General features: G+C 33.5%; 19 protein-coding genes. 10 read left to right on the forward strand and 9 right to left on the reverse strand.

The window, feature by feature from the left end:
* The first annotated feature begins 459 nt into the window (after nucleotides 1-459).
* The 3 genes from IWX84_RS14975 (at nucleotide 460) to IWX84_RS14985 (ending at nucleotide 3,781) form a co-directional block, all read left to right on the forward strand.
* Nucleotides 460-927 carry a hypothetical protein gene (locus tag IWX84_RS14975; protein WP_196851560.1) on the forward strand — a complete coding sequence of 156 codons (468 nt, stop codon included), beginning with the start codon at nucleotides 460-462 and terminating at the stop codon, nucleotides 925-927.
* Nucleotides 928-1,444: 517 nt separating this feature from the next.
* On the forward strand, nucleotides 1,445-1,909 hold the full coding sequence (locus IWX84_RS14980; RefSeq protein WP_196851561.1) for a hypothetical protein: 465 nt from the start codon (nucleotides 1,445-1,447) through the stop codon (nucleotides 1,907-1,909).
* A 1,044-nt stretch (nucleotides 1,910-2,953) separates the two neighbouring features.
* Nucleotides 2,954-3,781 (forward strand): alpha/beta fold hydrolase, encoded by an 828-nt coding sequence (locus IWX84_RS14985; RefSeq protein WP_196851562.1) that lies wholly within the window; start codon nucleotides 2,954-2,956, stop codon nucleotides 3,779-3,781.
* 166 nt (nucleotides 3,782-3,947) lie between these two features.
* Here IWX84_RS14985 and IWX84_RS14990 read toward each other — a convergent pair whose 3' ends face one another.
* Complete coding sequence (locus IWX84_RS14990; RefSeq protein ID WP_196851563.1) at nucleotides 3,948-4,178, reverse strand: hypothetical protein; 231 nt, start codon at nucleotides 4,176-4,178, stop codon at nucleotides 3,948-3,950.
* 166 nt (nucleotides 4,179-4,344) lie between these two features.
* Here IWX84_RS14990 and IWX84_RS14995 point away from each other — a divergent pair, with 166 nt between their 5' ends.
* The 3 genes from IWX84_RS14995 (at nucleotide 4,345) to IWX84_RS15005 (ending at nucleotide 7,458) form a co-directional block, all read left to right on the forward strand.
* Nucleotides 4,345-5,475: a Rieske 2Fe-2S domain-containing protein gene (locus IWX84_RS14995; RefSeq protein ID WP_196851564.1), complete on the forward strand. Its 1,131-nt coding sequence runs from the start codon at nucleotides 4,345-4,347 to the stop codon at nucleotides 5,473-5,475.
* A gap of 209 nt (nucleotides 5,476-5,684) precedes the next feature.
* Entirely contained in the window at nucleotides 5,685-6,359 is a 675-nt protein-coding gene (locus IWX84_RS15000) for a GNAT family N-acetyltransferase (protein ID WP_196851565.1), read from the forward strand.
* A 385-nt stretch (nucleotides 6,360-6,744) separates the two neighbouring features.
* Nucleotides 6,745-7,458: a DUF6629 family protein gene (locus tag IWX84_RS15005; protein ID WP_196851566.1), complete on the forward strand. Its 714-nt coding sequence runs from the start codon at nucleotides 6,745-6,747 to the stop codon at nucleotides 7,456-7,458.
* On the opposite strand, the gene IWX84_RS15010 is transcribed toward IWX84_RS15005, so the two are convergent.
* From IWX84_RS15010 to IWX84_RS15020, 3 genes are all read right to left on the reverse strand, one after another.
* Entirely contained in the window at nucleotides 7,455-8,066 is a 612-nt protein-coding gene (locus IWX84_RS15010) for a GNAT family N-acetyltransferase (RefSeq protein WP_196851567.1), read from the reverse strand. The genes IWX84_RS15005 and IWX84_RS15010 overlap by 4 nt on opposite strands.
* Nucleotides 8,067-8,290: 224 nt before the next feature.
* A complete protein-coding gene (locus tag IWX84_RS15015) occupies nucleotides 8,291-8,647 on the reverse strand; it encodes a hypothetical protein (protein WP_196851568.1) in 357 nt (118 codons plus the stop codon).
* 139 nt (nucleotides 8,648-8,786) lie between these two features.
* A complete protein-coding gene (locus IWX84_RS15020) occupies nucleotides 8,787-9,965 on the reverse strand; it encodes an AIR synthase related protein (RefSeq protein ID WP_196851569.1) in 1,179 nt (392 codons plus the stop codon).
* A gap of 374 nt (nucleotides 9,966-10,339) precedes the next feature.
* On the opposite strand from IWX84_RS15020, the gene IWX84_RS15025 reads away from it, so the two are divergent.
* Complete coding sequence (locus IWX84_RS15025; RefSeq protein ID WP_196851570.1) at nucleotides 10,340-10,621, forward strand: DUF4242 domain-containing protein; 282 nt, start codon at nucleotides 10,340-10,342, stop codon at nucleotides 10,619-10,621.
* Between the two features lie 148 nt (nucleotides 10,622-10,769).
* Nucleotides 10,770-11,138: a VOC family protein gene (locus tag IWX84_RS15030; protein WP_196851571.1), complete on the forward strand. Its 369-nt coding sequence runs from the start codon at nucleotides 10,770-10,772 to the stop codon at nucleotides 11,136-11,138.
* Nucleotides 11,139-11,489: 351 nt separating this feature from the next.
* Here IWX84_RS15030 and IWX84_RS15035 read toward each other — a convergent pair whose 3' ends face one another.
* Together IWX84_RS15035 and IWX84_RS15040 are read right to left on the reverse strand one after the other, a co-directional pair.
* Nucleotides 11,490-12,344, reverse strand: coding sequence for an OmpA family protein (locus IWX84_RS15035; RefSeq protein ID WP_317192123.1), 855 nt, complete (start codon nucleotides 12,342-12,344; stop codon nucleotides 11,490-11,492).
* Between the two features lie 112 nt (nucleotides 12,345-12,456).
* Nucleotides 12,457-14,646 carry a glutamine synthetase III gene (locus IWX84_RS15040; RefSeq protein WP_196851573.1) on the reverse strand — a complete coding sequence of 730 codons (2,190 nt, stop codon included), beginning with the start codon at nucleotides 14,644-14,646 and terminating at the stop codon, nucleotides 12,457-12,459.
* Nucleotides 14,647-14,951: 305 nt separating this feature from the next.
* On the opposite strand from IWX84_RS15040, the gene IWX84_RS15045 reads away from it, so the two are divergent.
* Nucleotides 14,952-15,917 (forward strand): TerC family protein, encoded by a 966-nt coding sequence (locus IWX84_RS15045; RefSeq protein WP_196851574.1) that lies wholly within the window; start codon nucleotides 14,952-14,954, stop codon nucleotides 15,915-15,917.
* 81 nt (nucleotides 15,918-15,998) lie between these two features.
* Here the strand turns inward: IWX84_RS15045 and IWX84_RS15050 are convergent, their stop codons facing one another.
* Nucleotides 15,999-16,520 carry a hypothetical protein gene (locus IWX84_RS15050; RefSeq protein WP_231385510.1) on the reverse strand — a complete coding sequence of 174 codons (522 nt, stop codon included), beginning with the start codon at nucleotides 16,518-16,520 and terminating at the stop codon, nucleotides 15,999-16,001.
* A 242-nt stretch (nucleotides 16,521-16,762) separates the two neighbouring features.
* A complete protein-coding gene (locus IWX84_RS15055; RefSeq protein WP_196851575.1) occupies nucleotides 16,763-17,266 on the reverse strand; it encodes a hypothetical protein in 504 nt (167 codons plus the stop codon).
* Between the two features lie 87 nt (nucleotides 17,267-17,353).
* On the opposite strand from IWX84_RS15055, the gene IWX84_RS15060 reads away from it, so the two are divergent.
* Nucleotides 17,354-17,920: a DUF1543 domain-containing protein gene (locus tag IWX84_RS15060; RefSeq protein ID WP_196851576.1), complete on the forward strand. Its 567-nt coding sequence runs from the start codon at nucleotides 17,354-17,356 to the stop codon at nucleotides 17,918-17,920.
* 1,098 nt (nucleotides 17,921-19,018) lie between these two features.
* Here the strand turns inward: IWX84_RS15060 and IWX84_RS15065 are convergent.
* Nucleotides 19,019-20,259 (reverse strand): T9SS type A sorting domain-containing protein (locus tag IWX84_RS15065; protein ID WP_196851577.1); only part of this gene is annotated, 1,241 nt, incomplete at its 5' end.

Below are 20,259 nucleotides of genomic sequence, written 5' to 3' on the forward strand. Positions count from 1 at the left end.
CTCAATATAATACAACAACTTGCCGATAAGGGACTTGCACCCTCTAGATAAAATTCCTACTTTTGAGGAATGGGAGCGTATGCAGGGCACACACAGCCGTTACACGAGATTTGGGTATTTGGCTGAATTTAAATATGGTTTTGTACTTGGGAGATTTGGCGAATCTGAAAGATTACGCATTTTTAATCCCAAACCTCGTGTAGCACCGGGACGTTACAGGCAAGTTGTGCCGAAATTACGCAGAAAAAAATCATTAGAAAATACGCATTTGTTTACGCAGAAAAATTTCAGAGCAGAAGTTTGAAAATTGGAATCTAAAAAGCAGAAAGTTGGATTTTGCCAGCAGAAACTCGAAAATCGATATGTGAAAAGCAGAACCGTGAAAATTGAAATTGAGATTAAAAGTTGAATACATCACTACACGAAAAATACAAACCTTCATAATAATTCAAAAAGGGAATGCAATCAAAACTTAACGTAACTGAATTCAAAGAAAAATTAAAAAAATCAATAAAAATTGGACATCCTCAACTCAAAATAAATACTCCATTTAATTTGTTTTTCTTCGATTCCTCAAAATCCTTTTACGGACGTTACGACGATTCAACATTTTATCTAACTTCAAATTTGAGAATTTCTCATAGTTATTACGTTATAAAAGGAAATTATAGTTTTGTGAATAAAAAACTTCAAATTAGATATGAAATTTTTCCAAAGTTTAAATATCAAAAATATTTTTTGTTATTTTGGTTAGTTTGTGGAATTGGTATGATAACTTATATTAATCTTACATTCGGAAACAAAAATGATGTAATGATACCAACTATTTTTATATTACTAATGTTAATCTTTGGAAGCTTACATTACAAGCTTAGCAAAAGAATTATAGAAAATAAATTCAGAAAAGCATTTGAAATTTATGAATAAAAAACAACCAGCCTGTAACAGCCATTTTGAGCTAGCTGGAATTTAGTGGAATTAACGTTTCTCATCGCGTTTACGTTAAGCCGAAAATTGAGCGGTTACGAACTTCCAGCCATCTCAAAGTGGCAAAACGTTAGTGGCTATGCGAAAAAAATATCGTAAATTCGATAACCAGTAGAAAATAGAATGGAATCATAACACTTAAAAAAAAATATGTCAAGAGTTGTAATGGTAATAGGTTTAACAATCTTTTTTATAGGCTGGATTTTGTACAGACTTTTTATTAAAAAAGATTTAAAGAAAAATTTAAATAGCTTATATCTTGGATTCTTTTTTATAGGAATATGGGTTTTATTTTATTTTTTCATTATTGAAGCCTTTTAAAAATTGTGCCTTAGTGGAGTAGTATAGTCAGAGGAATGGAGAAATAAAATAATAACTGACCATGACAACACAACCGAAAACAATTTACCTGCATTATTTAACCGCTGGAACTAATATAAACTTTAAAAAACATTAAATGAAAACATTTTGGATAAAATACATTGCTATCGGAATTCTTACATTAATTTTTATATCATGCGATAGTGGTAGCAGAATAGATTATAATTTAAAAACTAATTTTATTTATAAAAATTTGACTCCCGATAGTGTAGAAATTATTTTGTATGATAAAAATGGTGCGAGTTTTAAAAACTATATAATCGAACCTAGTAAAGAAATTAGTTTTTCATTAACACAAGAGGGAGATAAAACTGGTTTAGGGCAACCTTTTGCTTTTGAAAACGACACAAGGTTTATTGCAAAAAAAGTTGTTATTAAGTTTATTACATCAAACAAATGCTTATCGTTTTCAGAAGGCGAAGGTGTGCTTGATATAAAAAAATATGATAATTTTTCAGAATCTATGTACAGTACATCGAATAATACTTTAATTTACAACATTGACAGCGTTGAATTAAACAACGCAACAAATTGTTTGTAAAAAACAAATAGAACTTAAAACGGAAATTAGTTAATCAAATTTTTAAAATGATTACTAACTTTCGTTTTTGTTTTAACACAAGTACACTCAAGTAATAAATGCTAAAAATAGCCCGATCTGCCAACCGTCGTTTGGCAATATGGCGGGATTTGGCTTAATTTGAAATTCGTCTTGTACTTGGAAAATTAGTCATTAACCGAAAGTTTAGGCTTCCTTAATCCGCCACATCGCCAAGCGACCAAACGTTAGTGGCGATGCGAAAAAAATATCGTAAGTTCGATAACCAGTAGAAAATAGAATGGAATCATAACACTTAAAAAAAAAATATGTCAAGAGTTGTAATGGTAATAGGTTTAACAATCTTTTTTTTAGGCTGGATTTTGTACAGACTTTTTATTAAAAAAGATTTAAAGAAAAATTTAAATAGCTTATATCTTGGATTCTTTTTTATAGGAATATGGGTTTTATTTTATTTTTTCATTATTGAAGCCTTTTAAAAATTGTGCCTTAGTGGAGTAGTATAGCCCGATCACTCAGATATACACAATCGTTAGCGCATTCTATGTAAACTGTGCACACAATGATGAGCAACTAAACCAATAGATAGCTGGATGAGATTGCTTCGTTCCTCGCAATGACTTAACCCCTATGGCTCGGATATATCTACATTTTGATAGTGCGCATTTGCAATCCGTGCCCGGTCCAATTGGCTTCTTCTTGCTTTTACACAATAAAACCATCAAAAATATAGCGGTGAATGTACTGGGTTTTGTTTTACTCCAAAACAACAACTTATTTTACTGTCCTTATATTTCTACCTCTTTAAAAGCATTGCGGCATCACTTTACGGGCACGGATTGCACTCGGCGCAATCGGGTAATTAATGAATCGACCTATATTATAAATTTAACAAAATAAATACTATATTTGAAAGAGTCTAAAGCACAATAAACAATACAAAAAACATAATATATTTTAAAAACATGGTTGTATATATGGTTGTATACAAGTAAAACCAAACCGTATAAAAACTAATAAATGCAGATGTCGAAATTAATAAAATTACTTTTAACCATTACCCTGACAATACCTCTTTTTACATTTGGACAAATTAAATATGGTTCAAACAATGGACAATATGTAACCATAAAAGGAACCAAGGTTTATTATGAAGAATACGGGAAAGGAATCCCCTTGTTATTATTACATGGCGGACTTGGTAATGTTAGAGATTTCTCCAAGATTATTCCAAAACTATCAGAGAAATTTAGAGTTATCATCCCTGATGCGCCTGGATTAGGTCGTTCAGAATATGCCAAAAACCCATTAAGTTATCAACTATTAGCCGATTATCAATCTGAATTGATAGATAAACTCAAATTGGACAGTCTTTATGTAATGGGATGGAGCGATGGAGGAAACACCGCTTTATTACTTGCCCATAAACGCCCCGAAAAAGTAAAAAAGATGATTCCAGTTGGAGCTAACTATACTTTAAAAGGTACAACCGAGGGAGGAATGGTCGAAACTAAAAACATATCGGACATATTATGGGTAGAAAGCCATTTACAAAATTGGATTACCTATTATCAATCATTATCTAAAAAAGACTGGAAGCGATACATCACAGAAATAAAAACAATGTGGTTAGAAGAACAATATTTCCCTAAATCTGTTTTGGAATCAATCAAAATTTCCACATTAATTGTATATGGAGATCGCGATATGTACTCTTTAGAACACGGGATAGAAATTCGCAATGCAATAAAAAACAGCCAATTTTGTGTAATCCCCAATTGTTCTCATGATGTGTTTTATGAAAAACCCGAAATAATAACTAAAATAGCAATTGACTTTTTTGAGGGAAAATAAGATCCGAATGCACATTTTGATAGCACGGATTTGTAATCCGTGCGCAGTCCAATTGGCTTCTTCTTGCTATTAGACAATAAAACCATCAAAAATAAAGCGGTATGTAATGGATTTTGTTTTACTCCAAAACAACGACTTATTGTATTGTAGTTATATTTCTACCTCTTTAAAAACATTTCGTCATCACTTTATGGGCACGGATTGCAAATCCGCGCAAACAGGTTAACAATTTCAAAATAAAATCTTCTGCCAATCGAGTAGACGGCTCCGAACCCCAAATCTTATTACTTACCAAAAAACGCACCACAAATATCTCCCACTTTACACCCATTCCTATTAGCAATTTTTGAGATTTCTGTAATCCTACGACAGTTTTGGAATTAAATGCTTTTTTCATATCTTTATAGTAACCAATATACTCATATTCAAATATTTAATTCATTTCATTTGTCATCAATCTGCAAACGATGATTTAAACGTCAGCAAACTTCCGCAAAAAATACTTGAGAAGTTTGATTGACATTACAGCCCAATTTTTTGTTTCTAACATTAAATTATTAAAAATGGATTTCATAAAAGCAGCGTCCCTTTCTGAACTTCCCGAAGGAAGCAGTAAAATAGTGCAGGTGAAAAATTCTAAAGTAGCCTTGTTTCATTACAACGGAAAAATCACGGCCATAGGAAATGCCTGTTTGCATAAAGGAGGTCCGTTAGGCTTAGGCTGTGTTGAACAAAAATATGACGGTCTGTATGTTACTTGTCCTTGGCATGGCTGGGAATATAATATTGAAACAGGAAAAGCACCTTTGGATTACGGGGACCAGCAAACTGTTTATGAAATAAAAATGGATGGCGATGCCATTTTAATAAGCCAAGAACCAATTATTAAAGCAAAAAAAGCCACACACGATTTAAGTGCGTTGGATGATTTGATCCATTTAAAATACCAAACTACAGGAACCTCTTTAAACATATTGGGCATCTCAACCACAAATATGAATGACAATCTTACACGGTTCAGCACCTCTGAAAATGCTCTTGAAAAGGCGTTGGCGTATGCAACTGAAAAATATGGAGCAGCAACCAAAATGATAAAACTTCGAGAGTTGAAATTTCGCCATTGTGAGGGCTATTATTCCCAACACATGAATGCCTGTACTTGGCCCTGCAGCATTACCGAAATGGATGCCAAAGACGGCATGACACAAGTGTACCGGGAAACCGTATTGTGGGCAGATGTGGTTTTACTCGCCACTCCTATTAGATGGGGAAATGCCTCGTCATTGTATTATAAAATGGCAGAACGATTTAATACGGTGCAAAATCAAATTACGCTTCATAAAAATATTTTAATTAAAAATAAAGTAGCGGCTTTCATTATTACCGGCGGCCAGGACAATATTCAGTCGGTAGCGGGTCAATTAATGTGGTTTTTTACCGATTTGGGGTTTATCTTTCCTCCTTTCAGTTTCGTAGGATGGAGCAGAGGATGGACAGCAGAAGACATGGATAAAAATGTCATGCAATTTAAAAAAAGTGACTATATAAAACGCACCACCGAAGAATTGGTAGACAATTGCGTCGAAACTTTATCACAAATAAAAAACACGAGCACCGTCAAAATAAGTGCGCCAAAACCACACCGACAAGATTCCCCGTCGGCAGGAATTGAAAATCCGGATATGAACATCTAAATTATTTTTTTTTAAATCTTATAAAATCAAAGGAGATCGTCTCAAACTTTACTCTTTTTTCCATAAACAATTCTTTGATTTAATTTTACCAACTAAACTTAGTAGGCCATATTCTGATATGAATTCATCAGATTTTGCACAAAAAATATTTATCGTTTATTCTATATATTCGTAAATCAAAACATTCATCAATCAAATTAATCTTTACTATGAAAGATATCGAAAAACTGGACAATCCGGTTTGGTATTCATTATCCGAAAGCCATCAAAGTTTTGCGATTGAATACAATAATATAAAATTTTATCATCCGGATTATTGTCCCTTTGGTGGTTTTATAACAATCGAAAACACTGCTGCTCCTATTGCTGAATATGCTAAAATTGTTGATAATTTTTTCATCGTGGGAGAAAAACCAACAATTCCAAACACACTTAAATTGAACAAGGAATTGGTTTGTCTGCAAATGGTCATTTCTCATACAATAGACTTGGAAATTAAAGAAAATATCGTAGAACTTGGCGAAGAACATATTGAGGAATTGTTTCAATTGGTCACTTTGGTCCAACCCGGTTATTTCAAAAAGAAAACGGCTCTATTAGGCAGGTATTATGGGATTTTCAAAAACAACCTGCTTATTGCCGCAACAGGAGAACGGATGAAAACAAATCAATTTACTGAAGTTAGCGCCGTAGTTACGCATCCCAATCATACCGGTCAGGGATATGCAAAACAGCTCGTTGCCCATACCGTAAATGCTGTTTTTGAGGAAAATAAAACGCCCTACTTACACGTCACCGAAACGAATTTCGGTGCTATTGCATTGTATAAAAAATTGGGTTTTACCACACGAAGAAAAATCAGTTTTTGGAATGTAATAACATAAAATTTACTTTTACCAATTGAGTAGCGTTTCTTTGCTATAATTTCGTTTTTAGATTTTTTTCAGCACTTTTCAAAGCAACCGTCTCTCGTTTATTTTATAAAACACTGGTTTTCAGTTGTAAAATTCAAAATTTATTTATAAATTAGCTTTAACTGAGATTTTAAATTTTTAGAATCTCACTGTCCCCAAAATCTTATTATTATTTACAAGTTAGAAAGAATTTAAAACTCAACTAACTTTCAGGTTAAATCAAATGTTTAAAAAATGATGGATAAAGGCAGTTTAGTGCACTTTATCAATCGTTTTGTTCTAAACATTTTCAATAACCCATTCCCATTAACCTACTTTAAATACAATAATTGTTAATTCATATAAACTAAAACGTATGTGTTTTTCAGCTAGTATAAGTTTTGGGGCAGGTATTATTCTTGCAGCAGTAAGTGTTATTTCGATACAACAAGTACGAAAACCATATCAAATTTATTTCGCCTGTATTCCGATTATTTTTTGTGCGCAACAATTTGTTGAAGGTTTTCTATGGTTAGCATTAACGAAACCTTTTTTCGCTCCACTCCAACAAATCACGACCTATATCTTACTATTTATTAGTCAGTTTGTATGGCCGATATGGATTCCTTATGCGGCATTAAAACTGGAGAAAGAGCAGGAAAATATAATTTTTCAGCGAGTGCTGCTTGCCATTGGTGTTTTTATAGCTTTTTATATGGGGTATTGCTTAATGACGTATGCTGTTGAGGCAAAAATTAGTGGTTACACGATTTCCTTTTCACAAAACTATCCAATGAAATATAGTATTCCTGCCGATTTGCTATATATTATTGCAACAATTGCTCCTCCTTTATTTTTAAACATTAGAAAAGTTTGGTTATTGGCTGTCACAACCATCATTTCTTATACAATCACAACTCTTTATTATGAAAATTATATTGTCTCCGTTTGGAGCTTTTTTTCTTTGATTATTGCTGCATCCATACTGGTAATTATGGATGAAATTAGGTATCCAACTAAGAAAAATTCCAAATACTACTATTCGAGCGAGCGCAGTAAAAATACCCGTATCTCAACTCCTGACATTTAAGCTTTATTTAATTTGGCTTTTAGATTTTCTTTCACTTCATCAAACCATTCGTTTCTTAGGATACTCAAAACAATACTGTCACGGCGCAACTCGCTGCCTAAAGTTGGCATCTGACTTCGTAAAACTCCTTCTACTTTGCAACCAATACTTTTCATGGCGGCAATGCTTCGATGGTTATTATTGTCGGCACGGAATTCTACGCGTTCCATTCCCAAAGTTTCGAAAGCATATTGCAATAACAGAAATTTGCAATTTTTGTTTAAGCCTGTTCCTCTAAATTGTTTTCCGTACCAAGTATATCCTAATTGCAAAGTTTTGAATCCAATATTAACATCGTAAAAACGGGTACTTCCGGCATATTTTCCTGATTTTTTATCGAAAACTATAAAAGGAATTTCGGTTTTGTTTTCTCTGGCTTTTAGGGCGATTTGGATGTAGTTTTCTAAATTCTCTTTTCCGTTGGCTCGAACTAAGGAATATTCCCAAGTTTCGGGTTCGTTGATAGAAATTTCCAATAGGTTTTCAACGTCGCTTTCTTGTAAAGGACGGAGCAAAACGGTTTCATTTTCTAGGATGATATTTTGGGCGAAATCGAAAGTTGGAGTCATTATTTTTTTAAGGCAATTTATAAAAAAATAGCACACGGAAATTACAGATGACACCGATTTACACTGAATTTATAGCCCAGATAGCAGTGGAAATCCTTATGAAGAAAATGGCGTATTTTTTGTTAAAGAAAAAAAGTGACCAACGGAAACTCTTTTTTCTTTTTACAAAAAAAGTGATTTTCAAAAAAGATTGTAATGTATAGCTGGATTAGCTCCTAAAAGTACTATTCACTCATTTCATCGTAACGCTCCGGAACCTGCGGATCGTATAGCGGGCATTTGAATTCGGACATGGTATCAACCAAGAGATTCATGGTTTTCCCTTCGGTACCGTAGCAATCGATTTGGATGCTTTGCGGTGTAATTTGTATTTGGAAAGCGCCTTTGCCATTTGGATTTTTCCAACTGTTTTCATCCACTTTTTCCCATTTAGAGAAAACGGAATTCATTCGATTGAGGATGACAGCGGTGGGAAGTTCCTCCAGACCGGCCACTTCCTGCTGCTCCATAAGAGCCTCGTAAACTAGTTGATGGTTTAGATAAATTCCTTCCTGATATTTCCAAAAAACTAATTCGTACATTTCTTTTGGTATTTGCTATGAAAAACTGGCATTAAAAAACTCGATAAAAATCTAACTGACAAAAAATATAAAAACACAAATTTCACAAATTCACACGAATTAATTAGTGAAAATTCGTGAAATTCGTGTTTGCTTTTTACTAATATTCGAAAGTTCCGTAGTCGCTGATGATAGTCAGTTTTTTAGTGTCGGCTGCTTCTACTCTACCCACAATCTGGGCGTCAACATTAAACGATTTTGAAATCGCGATAATGTCTTGAGCGATCGCTTCCGGAACGTAAACTTCCATGCGATGTCCACAATTGAAAACTTGGTACATTTCTTTCCAATCTGTTTTGGATTGCTCTTGTATCAATTGAAAAAGTGGCGGTACCGGAAATAAATTGTCTTTTATGATGTGTAAATTTTGTACAAAATGCAAAATTTTAGTTTGTGCACCTCCACTGCAATGTACCATACCGTGAATATCTTTTGACGAATATTTGTCTAAAATTTTCTTGATAATTGGCGCATAAGTTCTAGTTGGCGAAAGCACTAATTGTCCGGCGTCGATTGGTGAATTTTCAACTGTATCCGTTAATTTTACCTGACCGGAATAGATTAATTCTTCGGGCACTGCGGCATCAAAACTTTCTGGATATTTGGTTGCCAAATACTTCCCGAAAACATCGTGACGCGCCGAGGTTAATCCGTTGCTTCCCATTCCGCCATTATAGCTTTTTTCATAAGTAGCCTGACCAAAAGAAGCCATTCCTACAATTACATCACCGGCTTTAATATTAGCATTATCAATTACTTTGCTGCGTTTCATACGAGCCGTAACAGTAGAATCTACAATTATGGTACGCACGATATCACCCACATCAGCAGTCTCCCCGCCGGTGGAATGTATGGTCACGCCAAAAGAATCCAGTTCTTTGATTAATTCTTCGGTTCCATTGATAATAGCTGACAAAACTTCGCCTGGAATCAGATTTTTATTTCTCCCAATCGTGGAAGAAAGCATAATATTATCGGTTGCTCCCACGCACAATAAATCGTCGATATTCATAATCAACGCATCTTGAGCAATGCCTTTCCACACCGAAATATCGCCTGTTTCTTTCCAATACATATACGCTAGAGAAGATTTAGTTCCCGCTCCATCGGCATGCATAATCAAACAATAGTCTTCGTCTTGGGTTAAATAATCAGGAACAATTTTACAAAATGCTTGAGGAAATAAACCTTTGTCAATATTTTTTATGGCGTTATGTACATCTTCTTTGGATGCCGAAACACCACGTTGTGCATATCTTTTTGAAGTATCTGAACTCATGTATTGTAGTTGTGTAAGCCGCTTTTGAGCAACTGGGTTGTGCGGCAAAGATAATTATTTTTTTTGGGTTTTGCCTATGGGGTTTTCAACTGTTTCGTTAAATCTGTAATCTGTCTTTATAATATAAAATTATTTGACTAAATTTGTTGTAATGTTTTAATTGTTAGACTATTATGTATTAAAAACCATCATAAAATACTATATATTTAAATACTTATTATGCTAGTTTCACATTAGTTTTAAGTGAAATTTATCAATAAAAATCTTTAAAAGTTTAAGAAACTTTAAACTTCGAAAAGTGGAAACCAGCGACCACTAAAAAAACGGGGCCTTACCGAAAAGCCATACGAGTAGGAAATTAAAAAAACAAGATCATGCCTAAATACGTAATTGAAAGAGAGATTCCAGGTGCAGGTAAATTTACTGCCCAGCAGTTGAAAGCCATTTCGCAAACTTCTTGCGGAGTAGTGGGCAAAATGGGTCCACAAATCCAATGGGTTAACAGCCAAGTAACTGCTGACAAAATCTATTGTACTTATATTGCTCCAAATGAGGAAATGATTCGGGAACATGCTAAATTGGGTGGATTTCCCGCAAATTCCATCAGTCGAATATCCACAACCATTGACCCGACCACCGCAGAAGAAACGGTTTAGTTGGTGACAACCAGCGTAAATAGCTGCTATAAAAATAAAAATTGACAGACAATAAAATGAACTTAAAATCTTTGTGTAGCATTTAACAGCAAAACAAAGTCTTAAAAAAGAGTAATTCAACCTTTGATAAACAAAAAAATTAGAAAAGATGAAAAATGCAATTAACTGGTTTGAAATTCCAGTAAAAGATTTAAGCAGAGCACAAGCGTTTTACGAAACAGTTTTAGGAGCAAAAATGCAGCCAATGGAAGCCATGGGCATGAAATCAGCTTTTTTCCCGGCAGACATGGAACATGGAATTGGAGGTAGTTTAGTGGAAAATGCCGCGTATCAACCCGCTGACAAAGGCACTTTAGTTTACCTCAACGGTGGTGATGATTTGAGTATTCCTATCGCAAAGGTTGAAGAAGCTGGCGGAAAAGTTGTTTTACCTAAAACTTCAATAGGGCCTAATGGCTTTATGGCACACTTCACCGACACCGAAGGAAACAAAATAGCATTTCACTCCATGAAATAAGAAAATAGTTCGCATTACAAGCGATAGTAATTATCCTGAAAAGACCTTTGTAATATCGAACCACAAATATTTATAATTAAAATAGATCCATAAAAAAATGCCTATCCAAAATAGATAGGCATTTTTAATGAAATAGTTTTTGTTATTATTTTGTAAACAACAATTCTCAGTATTTAGTTAATGTCCAAAGCTCGTTATCAACTAATAATTCTAATTTATCACAGTGCTCTCGGATTACTTCAAATAATGCTTAACAGCATTACAATATGCTTCTGCCATTTCTTGCGCATCGGTCAGAACGTTTGCTTTCTTTCTTTCGTTAGTCATCTCTTCTACTTTAAATTTATTACACTAATTTTTGACAATAAGAATCTCAACTCTTCTATTTGCAATTCGCTCTGCTTCATTTTTTTCTGGTAACGCATATATGGGCCTATTACTACCATATCCTCTATACCCCAATCTGGATGTTGCGATTCCGTTTTTTATTAAATAATCAAAAACAAATTTTGATCTTCTGTAAGAAAGCTTAACATCATTTGGGTTGCTATTACAACAAATATGCCCATATATATCAATTTTTAATCGAGGGTTCATTTTCAAAACTTGAAGAAGATCTAAAAGAATGGGTTCTGATTCTATAATAATTTTTTCGGAGTTGAAATAAAAATTTAAATTTTCCAGTTTTACTAAATCCCCCACTTTAGAATTATTAACTTTTTCAATTAGAGCCCCATTTTTTTGTGTTTCATTATTTACGATTTTTTTATCTTGATTATCTTCAATACTTAAACTTCCTCCTTTTATTTTTTTTGGATCAGAAGATTTTATGGCCAGCTTATCGTGGTAATAAATTAAAACTTTTCGGTTTTCACTTGCATTTTTTGATTGTTGAAAATCTTCTCCCAAACCTTTCAATTCAAAATTTTTATTTATTTGAACTTTATTCCGCTCTAAAAGAGCAAGCACATTATTCGCTCTTCGGAAGGATAAGTCTTTATTGTAGAAATTCGAATCAATACTATCGCAGAAGCCTTGAATTTTTAAAATCTCTTTGTCTTTTGAATTTTCTATCCATGTACAAAATTCTTCATTTGATTTTTCATTCATTTCATCTTGATTAAAATCAAAAAACACGACCACTTTACTTTGAGCAGACAAAGCCATTATATTCAAAAACAAAATCAAAAAGAGTCTTATTTTCATGTGAAATAATTAATTATCATTTTTTAAATAACGTAAAAGTAAATAAAATCGCATAAAAAAACCCGATAAGTTTTGAAACCTATCGGGTGTAAAATTTTAGATATTTTTATTATTATTTTGTAAACAACAATTCTCTGTATTTAGTTAATGTCCAAAGCTCGTTATCAACTAATAATTCTAATTTATCGCAGTGCTCACGGATTACTTCAAAATAAGGTTTTACAGCATTACAATAAGCTTCAGCCATTTCTTGCGCATCAGTCAGAACGTTTGCTTTCTTTCTTTCGTTAGTCATCTCTTCTACTTTAGTATTGATTCCTTCGATATGACCAGAAATTTCTTTGATTAAAACAATTTGCTCTTTTGCAATTGATTCAAATTCAGCTCCAAAAATATCTTTCAATCCTTTAACGTTTTCAATCAAAGTATTTTGGTAACGAATAGCAGTAGGAATAACGTGATTTTTAGAAATATCACCTAAAACTCTACCTTCAATTTGAATTTTCTTAGTGTACTCTTCCAATTCAATTTCGTAACGCGCTTCCACTTCAATGTGGTTCATGATACCCATTTCAGAAAACAAATCTAATGCTTGTTTAGAAGCTCTTGCTTTCAACGCTTCAGGAGTTGTTTTGAAGTTACTCAACCCTCTTTTTCCTGCTTCAATTTCCCAAGCTTCGCTGTAACCATCTCCTTCGAAAAGGATATTTTTAGAAACTTTGATATATTCTCTCAATACATTGAAGATCGCATCGTCTTTCTTCATGTCTTTAGATTCGATCAATGCATCCACTTCAATTTTGAAATCTTTCAATTGTTTGGCAACAATGGTATTCAAAGTAGTCATTGCATTAGAGCAGTTCGCAGAAGATCCTACTGCTCTAAACTCAAATTTATTTCCTGTAAAAGCAAATGGTGAAGTTCTGTTTCTATCTGTATTATCTAAAAGAACGTCTGGAATTTTTCCAACTACATTTAATTTTAAATCTGTTTTTTCTTCCGGAGATAATTTCCCAGCAGTTACACCTTCTAATTCAGCCAATACTTTAGTCAATTGTTCTCCAATAAATACAGAGATAATTGCCGGTGGTGCTTCATTAGCTCCTAATCTGTGGTCATTACTTGCAGTTGCAATTGCTCCTCTAAGTAACGCTTCGTAATCATTTACGGCTTTAATAGTATTGATAAAGAAAGTCAAAAACTGTAAATTGCTCATTGGCGTTTTACTTGGACTTAGCAAGTTAACTCCAGTATCTGTCGCTAATGACCAGTTGTTGTGCTTTCCTGAACCGTTTACTCCTTTGAAAGGTTTTTCATGGAATAATACTTTCAAATCATGACGTTCCGCCACTTTTTGCATTACATCCATCAACAAACAGTTATGATCTACCGCTAAATTTGTTTCTTCGAAAATAGGAGCCAACTCAAATTGATTTGGAGCTACTTCATTGTGACGTGTTTTAACCGGTATTCCAAGTAACATACATTCTTGCTCTAAATCTCTCATGTAAGTTAATGCACGAGTTGGGATAGAACCAAAATAATGGTCATCTAATTGTTGTCCTTTTGCAGAAGTATGTCCTAGCAATGTTCTTCCAGTCATGATAAGGTCAGGACGAGAATCTGCTAATGATTTATCGATTAAGAAATATTCTTGTTCCCATCCTAAAGTCGCCGTTACCTTTTTAACATTTTTGTCAAAATATTTACAAACTTCAGTTGCAGCCGAATCCATTGCAGATAATGCTCTTAATAATGGAATTTTATTATCTAATGCTTCTCCTGTGTAAGAAATGAAAACCGTTGGAATACATAAAGTAGTTCCATATATGAACGCTGGAGAAGTTGGATCCCAAGCGGTATACCCTCTTGCTTCAAATGTATTTCTAATTCCACCATTAGGGAAACTAGATGCATCTGGTTCTTGTTGTACTAATTGTGCACCCCCAAATTTTTCTACCGGATCGCTACCGTCATAAGAGGTTTCGAAGAAAGCATCATGTTTCTCGGCAGTTGTCCCTGTAAGTGGTTGAAACCAGTGTGTATAATGAGTAACCCCTTTTGTTAAGGCCCATTCTTTCATACCCATTGCGATATAATCAGCTAATTTTCTGTCTATTTTAGTTCCATGCTGAACGGCACCTTGCACTCCTTTAAAAGCATCTGAAGTTAAAAATTGCTTCATTGCTCTATCATTAAATACATTTGAACCAAAAATAGTTGATTTTCTATCTGATTCTTCAAATTTAACTGGCTTTCTAGTCGATGCTTCTCTCAAAGCTTGAAAACGTAATGTAGACATAATTGTATGATTTTTATATTAAACCCCTTGAATTTCGATGCAAATATAATTTAAATATTACTTTCGTGAAAGTTTACCTCTGTTTTTTATGGGCATGCTCTTAATTTTATGAAATTCTTAAGAATGACCACAAATAATAACAAGCTGCTAATTTTTATCCTGTTTTTTATTAATATCAAATTTTCGAAAATAATTGGAGAATTTTAAAAACGATAAATTAATTACCAAAGAAGTAAGATTTACAAGAATAAGCAGTACTGTTAAAAATCAAAAAGTATCTTTGTATCACTCAAATAACTCCCTTTATGATTGTCTGGATTTTATTCTTACTTGCTATTGTATTATTTCTTGCACTCGATTTGGGCGTTTTTAATAAAACTCCGCATATTATCAGTTCCAAAGAAGCAGGAAAATGGACCGCCGTTTGGGTGGCGTTATCCTTTATGTTTTCGGGAGTTATTTACTGGCTTTACGAAAATAATTATGTTGCTAATCCAGATCATTTAAGACCTGCCGCAGCATCTATAAAATTCATTACCGGTTATTTGATTGAATTATCATTGAGTGTCGATAATATATTTGTTATCGCTGTTATTTTTTCCTCTTTTAAAATTCCAAAAAAATACCAGCACAGGGTTTTGTTTTGGGGCATATTGGGAGCAGTCGTTTTTAGAGGCGCAATGATTTATTTTGGTGTTTTGCTGATTAATAAATTTGCTTGGACCGCTTATGTTTTTGGTGCGTTCTTAATTTATACCGCGATGAGAATGCTATTTGACAACGAAGACGAAAAATTTGAACCTAAAAAATCTTTCGTTTTTAAAAGTCTAAAGAAAGTTATGGCGATTTCTAATCATATCGACAAAGAACATTTCTTTGTAAAAAGACGCCATATTACTGCTGCTACTCCCCTTTTTGTTGCATTAGTAGTTATTGAAGTAATGGATGTTGTATTTGCTCTTGATAGTGTTCCTGCTATTTTAGCAATAACTAAAGATCCTTTTATAGTTTTTAGTTCTAATATTTTTGCGATTTTAGGGTTGCGTTCCATGTATTTCTTTTTAGCGAATATGCTGGAACGATTCAGCTATTTAGAATACAGCCTAATCGCTATTTTAAGTTTTGTAGGTTTAAAAATGTTACTTCATGACTTTATCGAATTGCCGGAATGGGTATCACTGGCTTTTATTGCCGTTTCGCTACTAGTAGGAATCGTAGTCTCACTGAAAATGAATAAAAAGGAAGATTATGATAAAAATACGGAGTTCTAAAAATTATAAAATCCAATAATTTAAAAAGCATAAAAAAAGCTGTCAAAATCAATTGATAGCTTTTTTTATGTTTGAATCGAATTAGTTTAGCACTTTCACATTTGAATCATCAATATTATAGGCTTTTATTACCGCGTAGTAATTCGAAAAATCTGGTTTATTCGCTGATTTATTAGTCAAAATACCTGGTACAATTACAATTCTAAACGTTTGACCATTTATGTAACTTGGCGTTAAAGCCAGATTATAAGTTCCTCCGGCAAATATTGTAAAATCCTGTTTACTGAAATCGAAATCGTAATCCAATTCTCCCTCAAGCAAAAATAAAGTTCTAGGAATTTGTTGCCAAATTGGTGTACTGGAATTTATGGTTCCTGACAATCTGTAGATTAAAAGAACATCCGAAGAAGCAATTTGGGGATTTAAGGTTCTATAAATAGTATAACCGTCCGTTGCATTAAATCCAAAATTTATATTTCGAAGTTCAAACACTTCGCTTAAAAATCCATCTTGTCCATCTAAGCCAGGAGGTCCTTGTGGTCCTTCACAACTTGATAAAAACAACATACTAAAAATAGTCATAAGTATAATTCTCTTTTTCATAACATATAGTTTTAAATTGTATATAAAGTTATGCCAAAAAGAATATTTATCTGACTTTTTTGTCTAAAACATTTCAACTATTTTTGAATTCGAAAAAGAAAAATTACACCAAAAAAACTCCTAATAGTCCTGAAAAACAGAATAAATCTTTCAAAAAATATACTTTTCTTTCGAATCAAATTATTTACGCATAAAAAAAGGAAACCGTAAGATTTCCTTTTTTGTTGTAGTAAAAACAGTAGTTACATTTGAATTTTCTGAATTTGGCTTTTATCAACCTTTAAAGCCGACATTACCGCATTGATGTTATTTTTATCTATTGCTTGAGAAAAACCAGCCGGAGTAATTACAATCCTTAAAACCTGATTCAATCTATAATTAGTAGAAACAGTTTGTAAATTATTACCCACCATAAAAACGCTAATATCGGTAGTGGTATAATCAAAATCATAAGCGAAATCTAAAGTTCCATCAGTAAAATAATGTGTTTCCGGTAATAATTTCCAGATATCACCACCTTGTGAAGTGGTTCCAGATAATCGATACACTAGCACGATATCCGAAGAATAAATACGTGGATTTAACGGTATCAATTTACTATAACCATTAGTTGAAGTAAATGAAGTACTCACTTCAAATATTTCACTTGTTGGAATGTCGCTCACAATAGATCCACTATCTGTTACGGTACAACTTTGTAAGCTAAATAATCCTACAATTGCCAAAAGGGTAATTATCTTTTTCATGATTTTATTTATTAAGGGGTTTTGTTTTTTTATGATAACCATAAATTGTGCCAAAAATTATTTTGTAAAAAGATGTAGCTTTACAAAATGGATATAGAACTTAAATTATACATGATAATACTGGGCTGCAAGCCCTTAGGAAGGTTTACGGAACAGCATGATATTTTTTTTGGAATCGGGAATTCCTTAAAAGAATTGGTTCCTCAAATGAAAGCTTTTTGGCCTGAAGCCAAAGGTAAAATTCATATTGATGCGTGGCGAGAAGTCGCTGTGGTAGATAATTTTTCGATAGAAATTATCGCTAAAAACGCTACATCAGATTCCACTTTGGATAAACTTTTTTTCATTAATCTGGGAGGATATAAAGAAAATGAATTTGAAGAATACCATTATAAAATACTTACCGTTGCCAAAAGTTTAGGATTGGCCTCCAAAAAAGCAAGAAAATCCACTTTCTACAAACATTTTGGTTTCAAAGGAGCCATTTCTCATATCGATGATAAATACGGAATCGATGTGGATGATATTTACGAGGTGGAAGATATTTTGGATGAAAAATTTAAAAATCTCTATTCGCTAAAAATCTCAAAAAGCGAGACTATTCTTAAAGAAGACATCTTGCATATTGGGTATTTGAAATTGAGTAAAATCTAGATGTAAAAAGGTTCTCGATACCGTCATTTCGAGTAGCGTAGCTTATCGAAATTTTGTTCCTTTGCATTACACAAAAAACACTCCAACTGACGACTATTTATCATTACTCTTAACGTCACTTCGAGTATTTCAAAATTTTTTATTTTGAAATGTATCGAGAAGCCATTACACAAAAAACACTCCAATTGACGATTGTTTATCATTACTCTTAAAGTCACTTCGAGTGATTATGCGTTATTTAAACGCTAGTTTTAAAAACGAATAATTGTATCGAGAAACATTTAAACACAACTGTTCTCGATACTTCGTAGCAATTTTCTATCGCAAATTTCTACTCAACTCGAACTGACGACTATTTATCATTACTCCTAACGTCACTTCGAGTATTTCAAAATTTTTTATTTTGAAATGTATCGAGAAGCCCTTACACAAAAAACACTTGAACTGACGACTATATATCATTCCTCTTAACGTCACTTCGAGTGATTATACGTTATTCAAACGCTAGTTTTAATAACGTATAATTGTATCGAGAAACATTTAAAAAGTACTGTTCTCGATACTTCGTAGCAATTTTCTATCGCAAATTTCTACTCAACTCGAACTGACGACTGTAACCTATTATTCCTGCGGTCACTTCGAGTATTTCAAAATTTTTTATTTTGAAATGTATCGAGAAGCCCTTACACAAAAAACACTCCAACTGACGACTATATATCATTCCTCCTCCCGTCACTTCGAGTATTTCAAAATTTTTTATTTTGAAATGTATCGAGAAGCCATTACACAAAAAACACTCCAACTGACGAAGCAATCCCCGTCTTATTTGTCATTCCGATGAAAGAGGAATCTCCGTCTCGTTTATCATTCCAACAAAAAGAAGATGAGGAATTGCACAAATTAGCCGATCAATCACCGTTACGTGAGTAGTTTGAAGAGATTCCTCTCTCGTTCCGAAAAACGAGACGGAATGACAAAATAATGGGGATTGTGATTAAAAGATTAAATTGTTTGGTGACAACCAATTTTAAGACAGGACAACACTAAAAAAGCATCCGTTTTAGGCGGATGCTTTTAGTTAAAATTAATTTTATAATACTATTTAGAAGACATTACTTTTTTGGTGCTGCTTCCACGATTCGTAGTTACTTTGACAACATAAACTTGCTCTTGTCCTTTATTCATTTTAAGGTCAAGCGAAACTTCTTTGTTTAGATAACTATTGGTATCCGCTTTGGAAAGTATTGCTTTTCCAAGTGAATTAAACACTTCAATTTTCACATCAGACACATAATCAAAATTGTATTTGATTGTAAGTACATCTTTGAAAGGAACCGGATACGCATCAAATCCGGCTGGTTCAGTCGCAGTTGTAGTACTTGCAAGTACTTTTGTATCTGTTGGAGCTAATTTAGCAAGACATCCGCCGCCAGAAGGAGTTACTGAAGTATCTGAACAAGTACTGCTTGTATCAAGATCTACTTTACCTACACCTTCAAGACTTCCTCCGTTTATTTTCATCCCGATTGTCGAGTATGCTGGGGTTGATTTAATAATACTGGTAATTATAGATTTAACATCATATTTCACTGATACAATATATTTTTTGTCTTTTATCGCTTTAAATTCTATCGTAACATCCCCCATATTTGAAGTTTGTGTTCCAATTGTTATCGATATTGGCGTTACAGTTTGACAATCATCTACAAGCAGTCTTATGTTACTTGCGTTTTGAGGATCAAATGTACCGTTGAAACCAGTACTTGTTTGGTCAACAATAATTGTTGTCACATCAGTAGCATCAGTGATAACATTTGTTTTAGTAGCAGTAAAATCACCATAGTAGAAAAACACTCCCGGAATTGCATTGCCAATTGTCCCGGGTTTCCCTTTCGCGTATGTAACACAAATTTTCTTCAAGGTGAATGTATCCTTAGGTCCACACAAATAATTACTACAAGTAGTTTGTGTTGGGAAGATGTGAGCGCAATTTACAGTTGCTACATCGACGTTATTACTTGAACCTAGACAATTCGTTGGAGCTGCACCTGTTGAAACTACATTGTAGTTAGTACCTGTGTTAAGACCAGACCATAAAAGAGCTGCACCAGCACCTGTTTTTGCAGACTGTACATTAGTAGTACCAATTCGCAATTGATAGCTCACTCCTAACTGTGAGGTAGAAGAACTTACCGTACCAGTACCGGCATCACAAACAGAACTTCCTGTTAATACAAGTGCTGTTGGATTGGCAACTTCTACCACATTAACAGGATTGCTTTGAGAAGTACAGCTTGTTGGAGCAGCTCCTGTCGCAATCGCATAATATCCAGTTCCAG

The sequence above is a fragment of the Flavobacterium sp. CG_9.10 genome (genome assembly GCF_015752245.1).
GTDB lineage: Bacteria > Bacteroidota > Bacteroidia > Flavobacteriales > Flavobacteriaceae > Flavobacterium.

Excerpts from the sequence above, each read along its gene's own strand:
- IWX84_RS15005 (WP_196851566.1), top strand. The coding sequence starts at position 6,745 with ATGTGTTTTTCAGCTAGTATAAGTTTTGGGGCAGGTATTATTCTTGCA.
- IWX84_RS15060 (WP_196851576.1), top strand. The coding sequence starts at position 17,354 with ATGGATATAGAACTTAAATTATACATGATAATACTGGGCTGCAAGCCC.
- IWX84_RS14975 (WP_196851560.1), top strand. The coding sequence starts at position 460 with ATGCAATCAAAACTTAACGTAACTGAATTCAAAGAAAAATTAAAAAAA.
- IWX84_RS15010 (WP_196851567.1), bottom strand. The coding sequence starts at position 8,066 with ATGACTCCAACTTTCGATTTCGCCCAAAATATCATCCTAGAAAATGAA.
- IWX84_RS15000 (WP_196851565.1), top strand. The coding sequence starts at position 5,685 with ATGAAAGATATCGAAAAACTGGACAATCCGGTTTGGTATTCATTATCC.
- IWX84_RS15035 (WP_317192123.1), bottom strand. The coding sequence starts at position 12,344 with ATGAAAATAAGACTCTTTTTGATTTTGTTTTTGAATATAATGGCTTTG.
- IWX84_RS15025 (WP_196851570.1), top strand. The coding sequence starts at position 10,340 with ATGCCTAAATACGTAATTGAAAGAGAGATTCCAGGTGCAGGTAAATTT.
- IWX84_RS15050 (WP_231385510.1), bottom strand. The coding sequence starts at position 16,520 with ATGAAAAAGAGAATTATACTTATGACTATTTTTAGTATGTTGTTTTTA.
- IWX84_RS14980 (WP_196851561.1), top strand. The coding sequence starts at position 1,445 with ATGAAAACATTTTGGATAAAATACATTGCTATCGGAATTCTTACATTA.
- IWX84_RS14990 (WP_196851563.1), bottom strand. The coding sequence starts at position 4,178 with ATGAAAAAAGCATTTAATTCCAAAACTGTCGTAGGATTACAGAAATCT.
- IWX84_RS15020 (WP_196851569.1), bottom strand. The coding sequence starts at position 9,965 with ATGAGTTCAGATACTTCAAAAAGATATGCACAACGTGGTGTTTCGGCA.
- IWX84_RS15045 (WP_196851574.1), top strand. The coding sequence starts at position 14,952 with ATGATTGTCTGGATTTTATTCTTACTTGCTATTGTATTATTTCTTGCA.
- IWX84_RS15030 (WP_196851571.1), top strand. The coding sequence starts at position 10,770 with ATGAAAAATGCAATTAACTGGTTTGAAATTCCAGTAAAAGATTTAAGC.
- IWX84_RS14995 (WP_196851564.1), top strand. The coding sequence starts at position 4,345 with ATGGATTTCATAAAAGCAGCGTCCCTTTCTGAACTTCCCGAAGGAAGC.
- IWX84_RS15015 (WP_196851568.1), bottom strand. The coding sequence starts at position 8,647 with ATGTACGAATTAGTTTTTTGGAAATATCAGGAAGGAATTTATCTAAAC.
- IWX84_RS15055 (WP_196851575.1), bottom strand. The coding sequence starts at position 17,266 with ATGAAAAAGATAATTACCCTTTTGGCAATTGTAGGATTATTTAGCTTA.
- IWX84_RS15040 (WP_196851573.1), bottom strand. The coding sequence starts at position 14,646 with ATGTCTACATTACGTTTTCAAGCTTTGAGAGAAGCATCGACTAGAAAG.
- IWX84_RS14985 (WP_196851562.1), top strand. The coding sequence starts at position 2,954 with ATGTCGAAATTAATAAAATTACTTTTAACCATTACCCTGACAATACCT.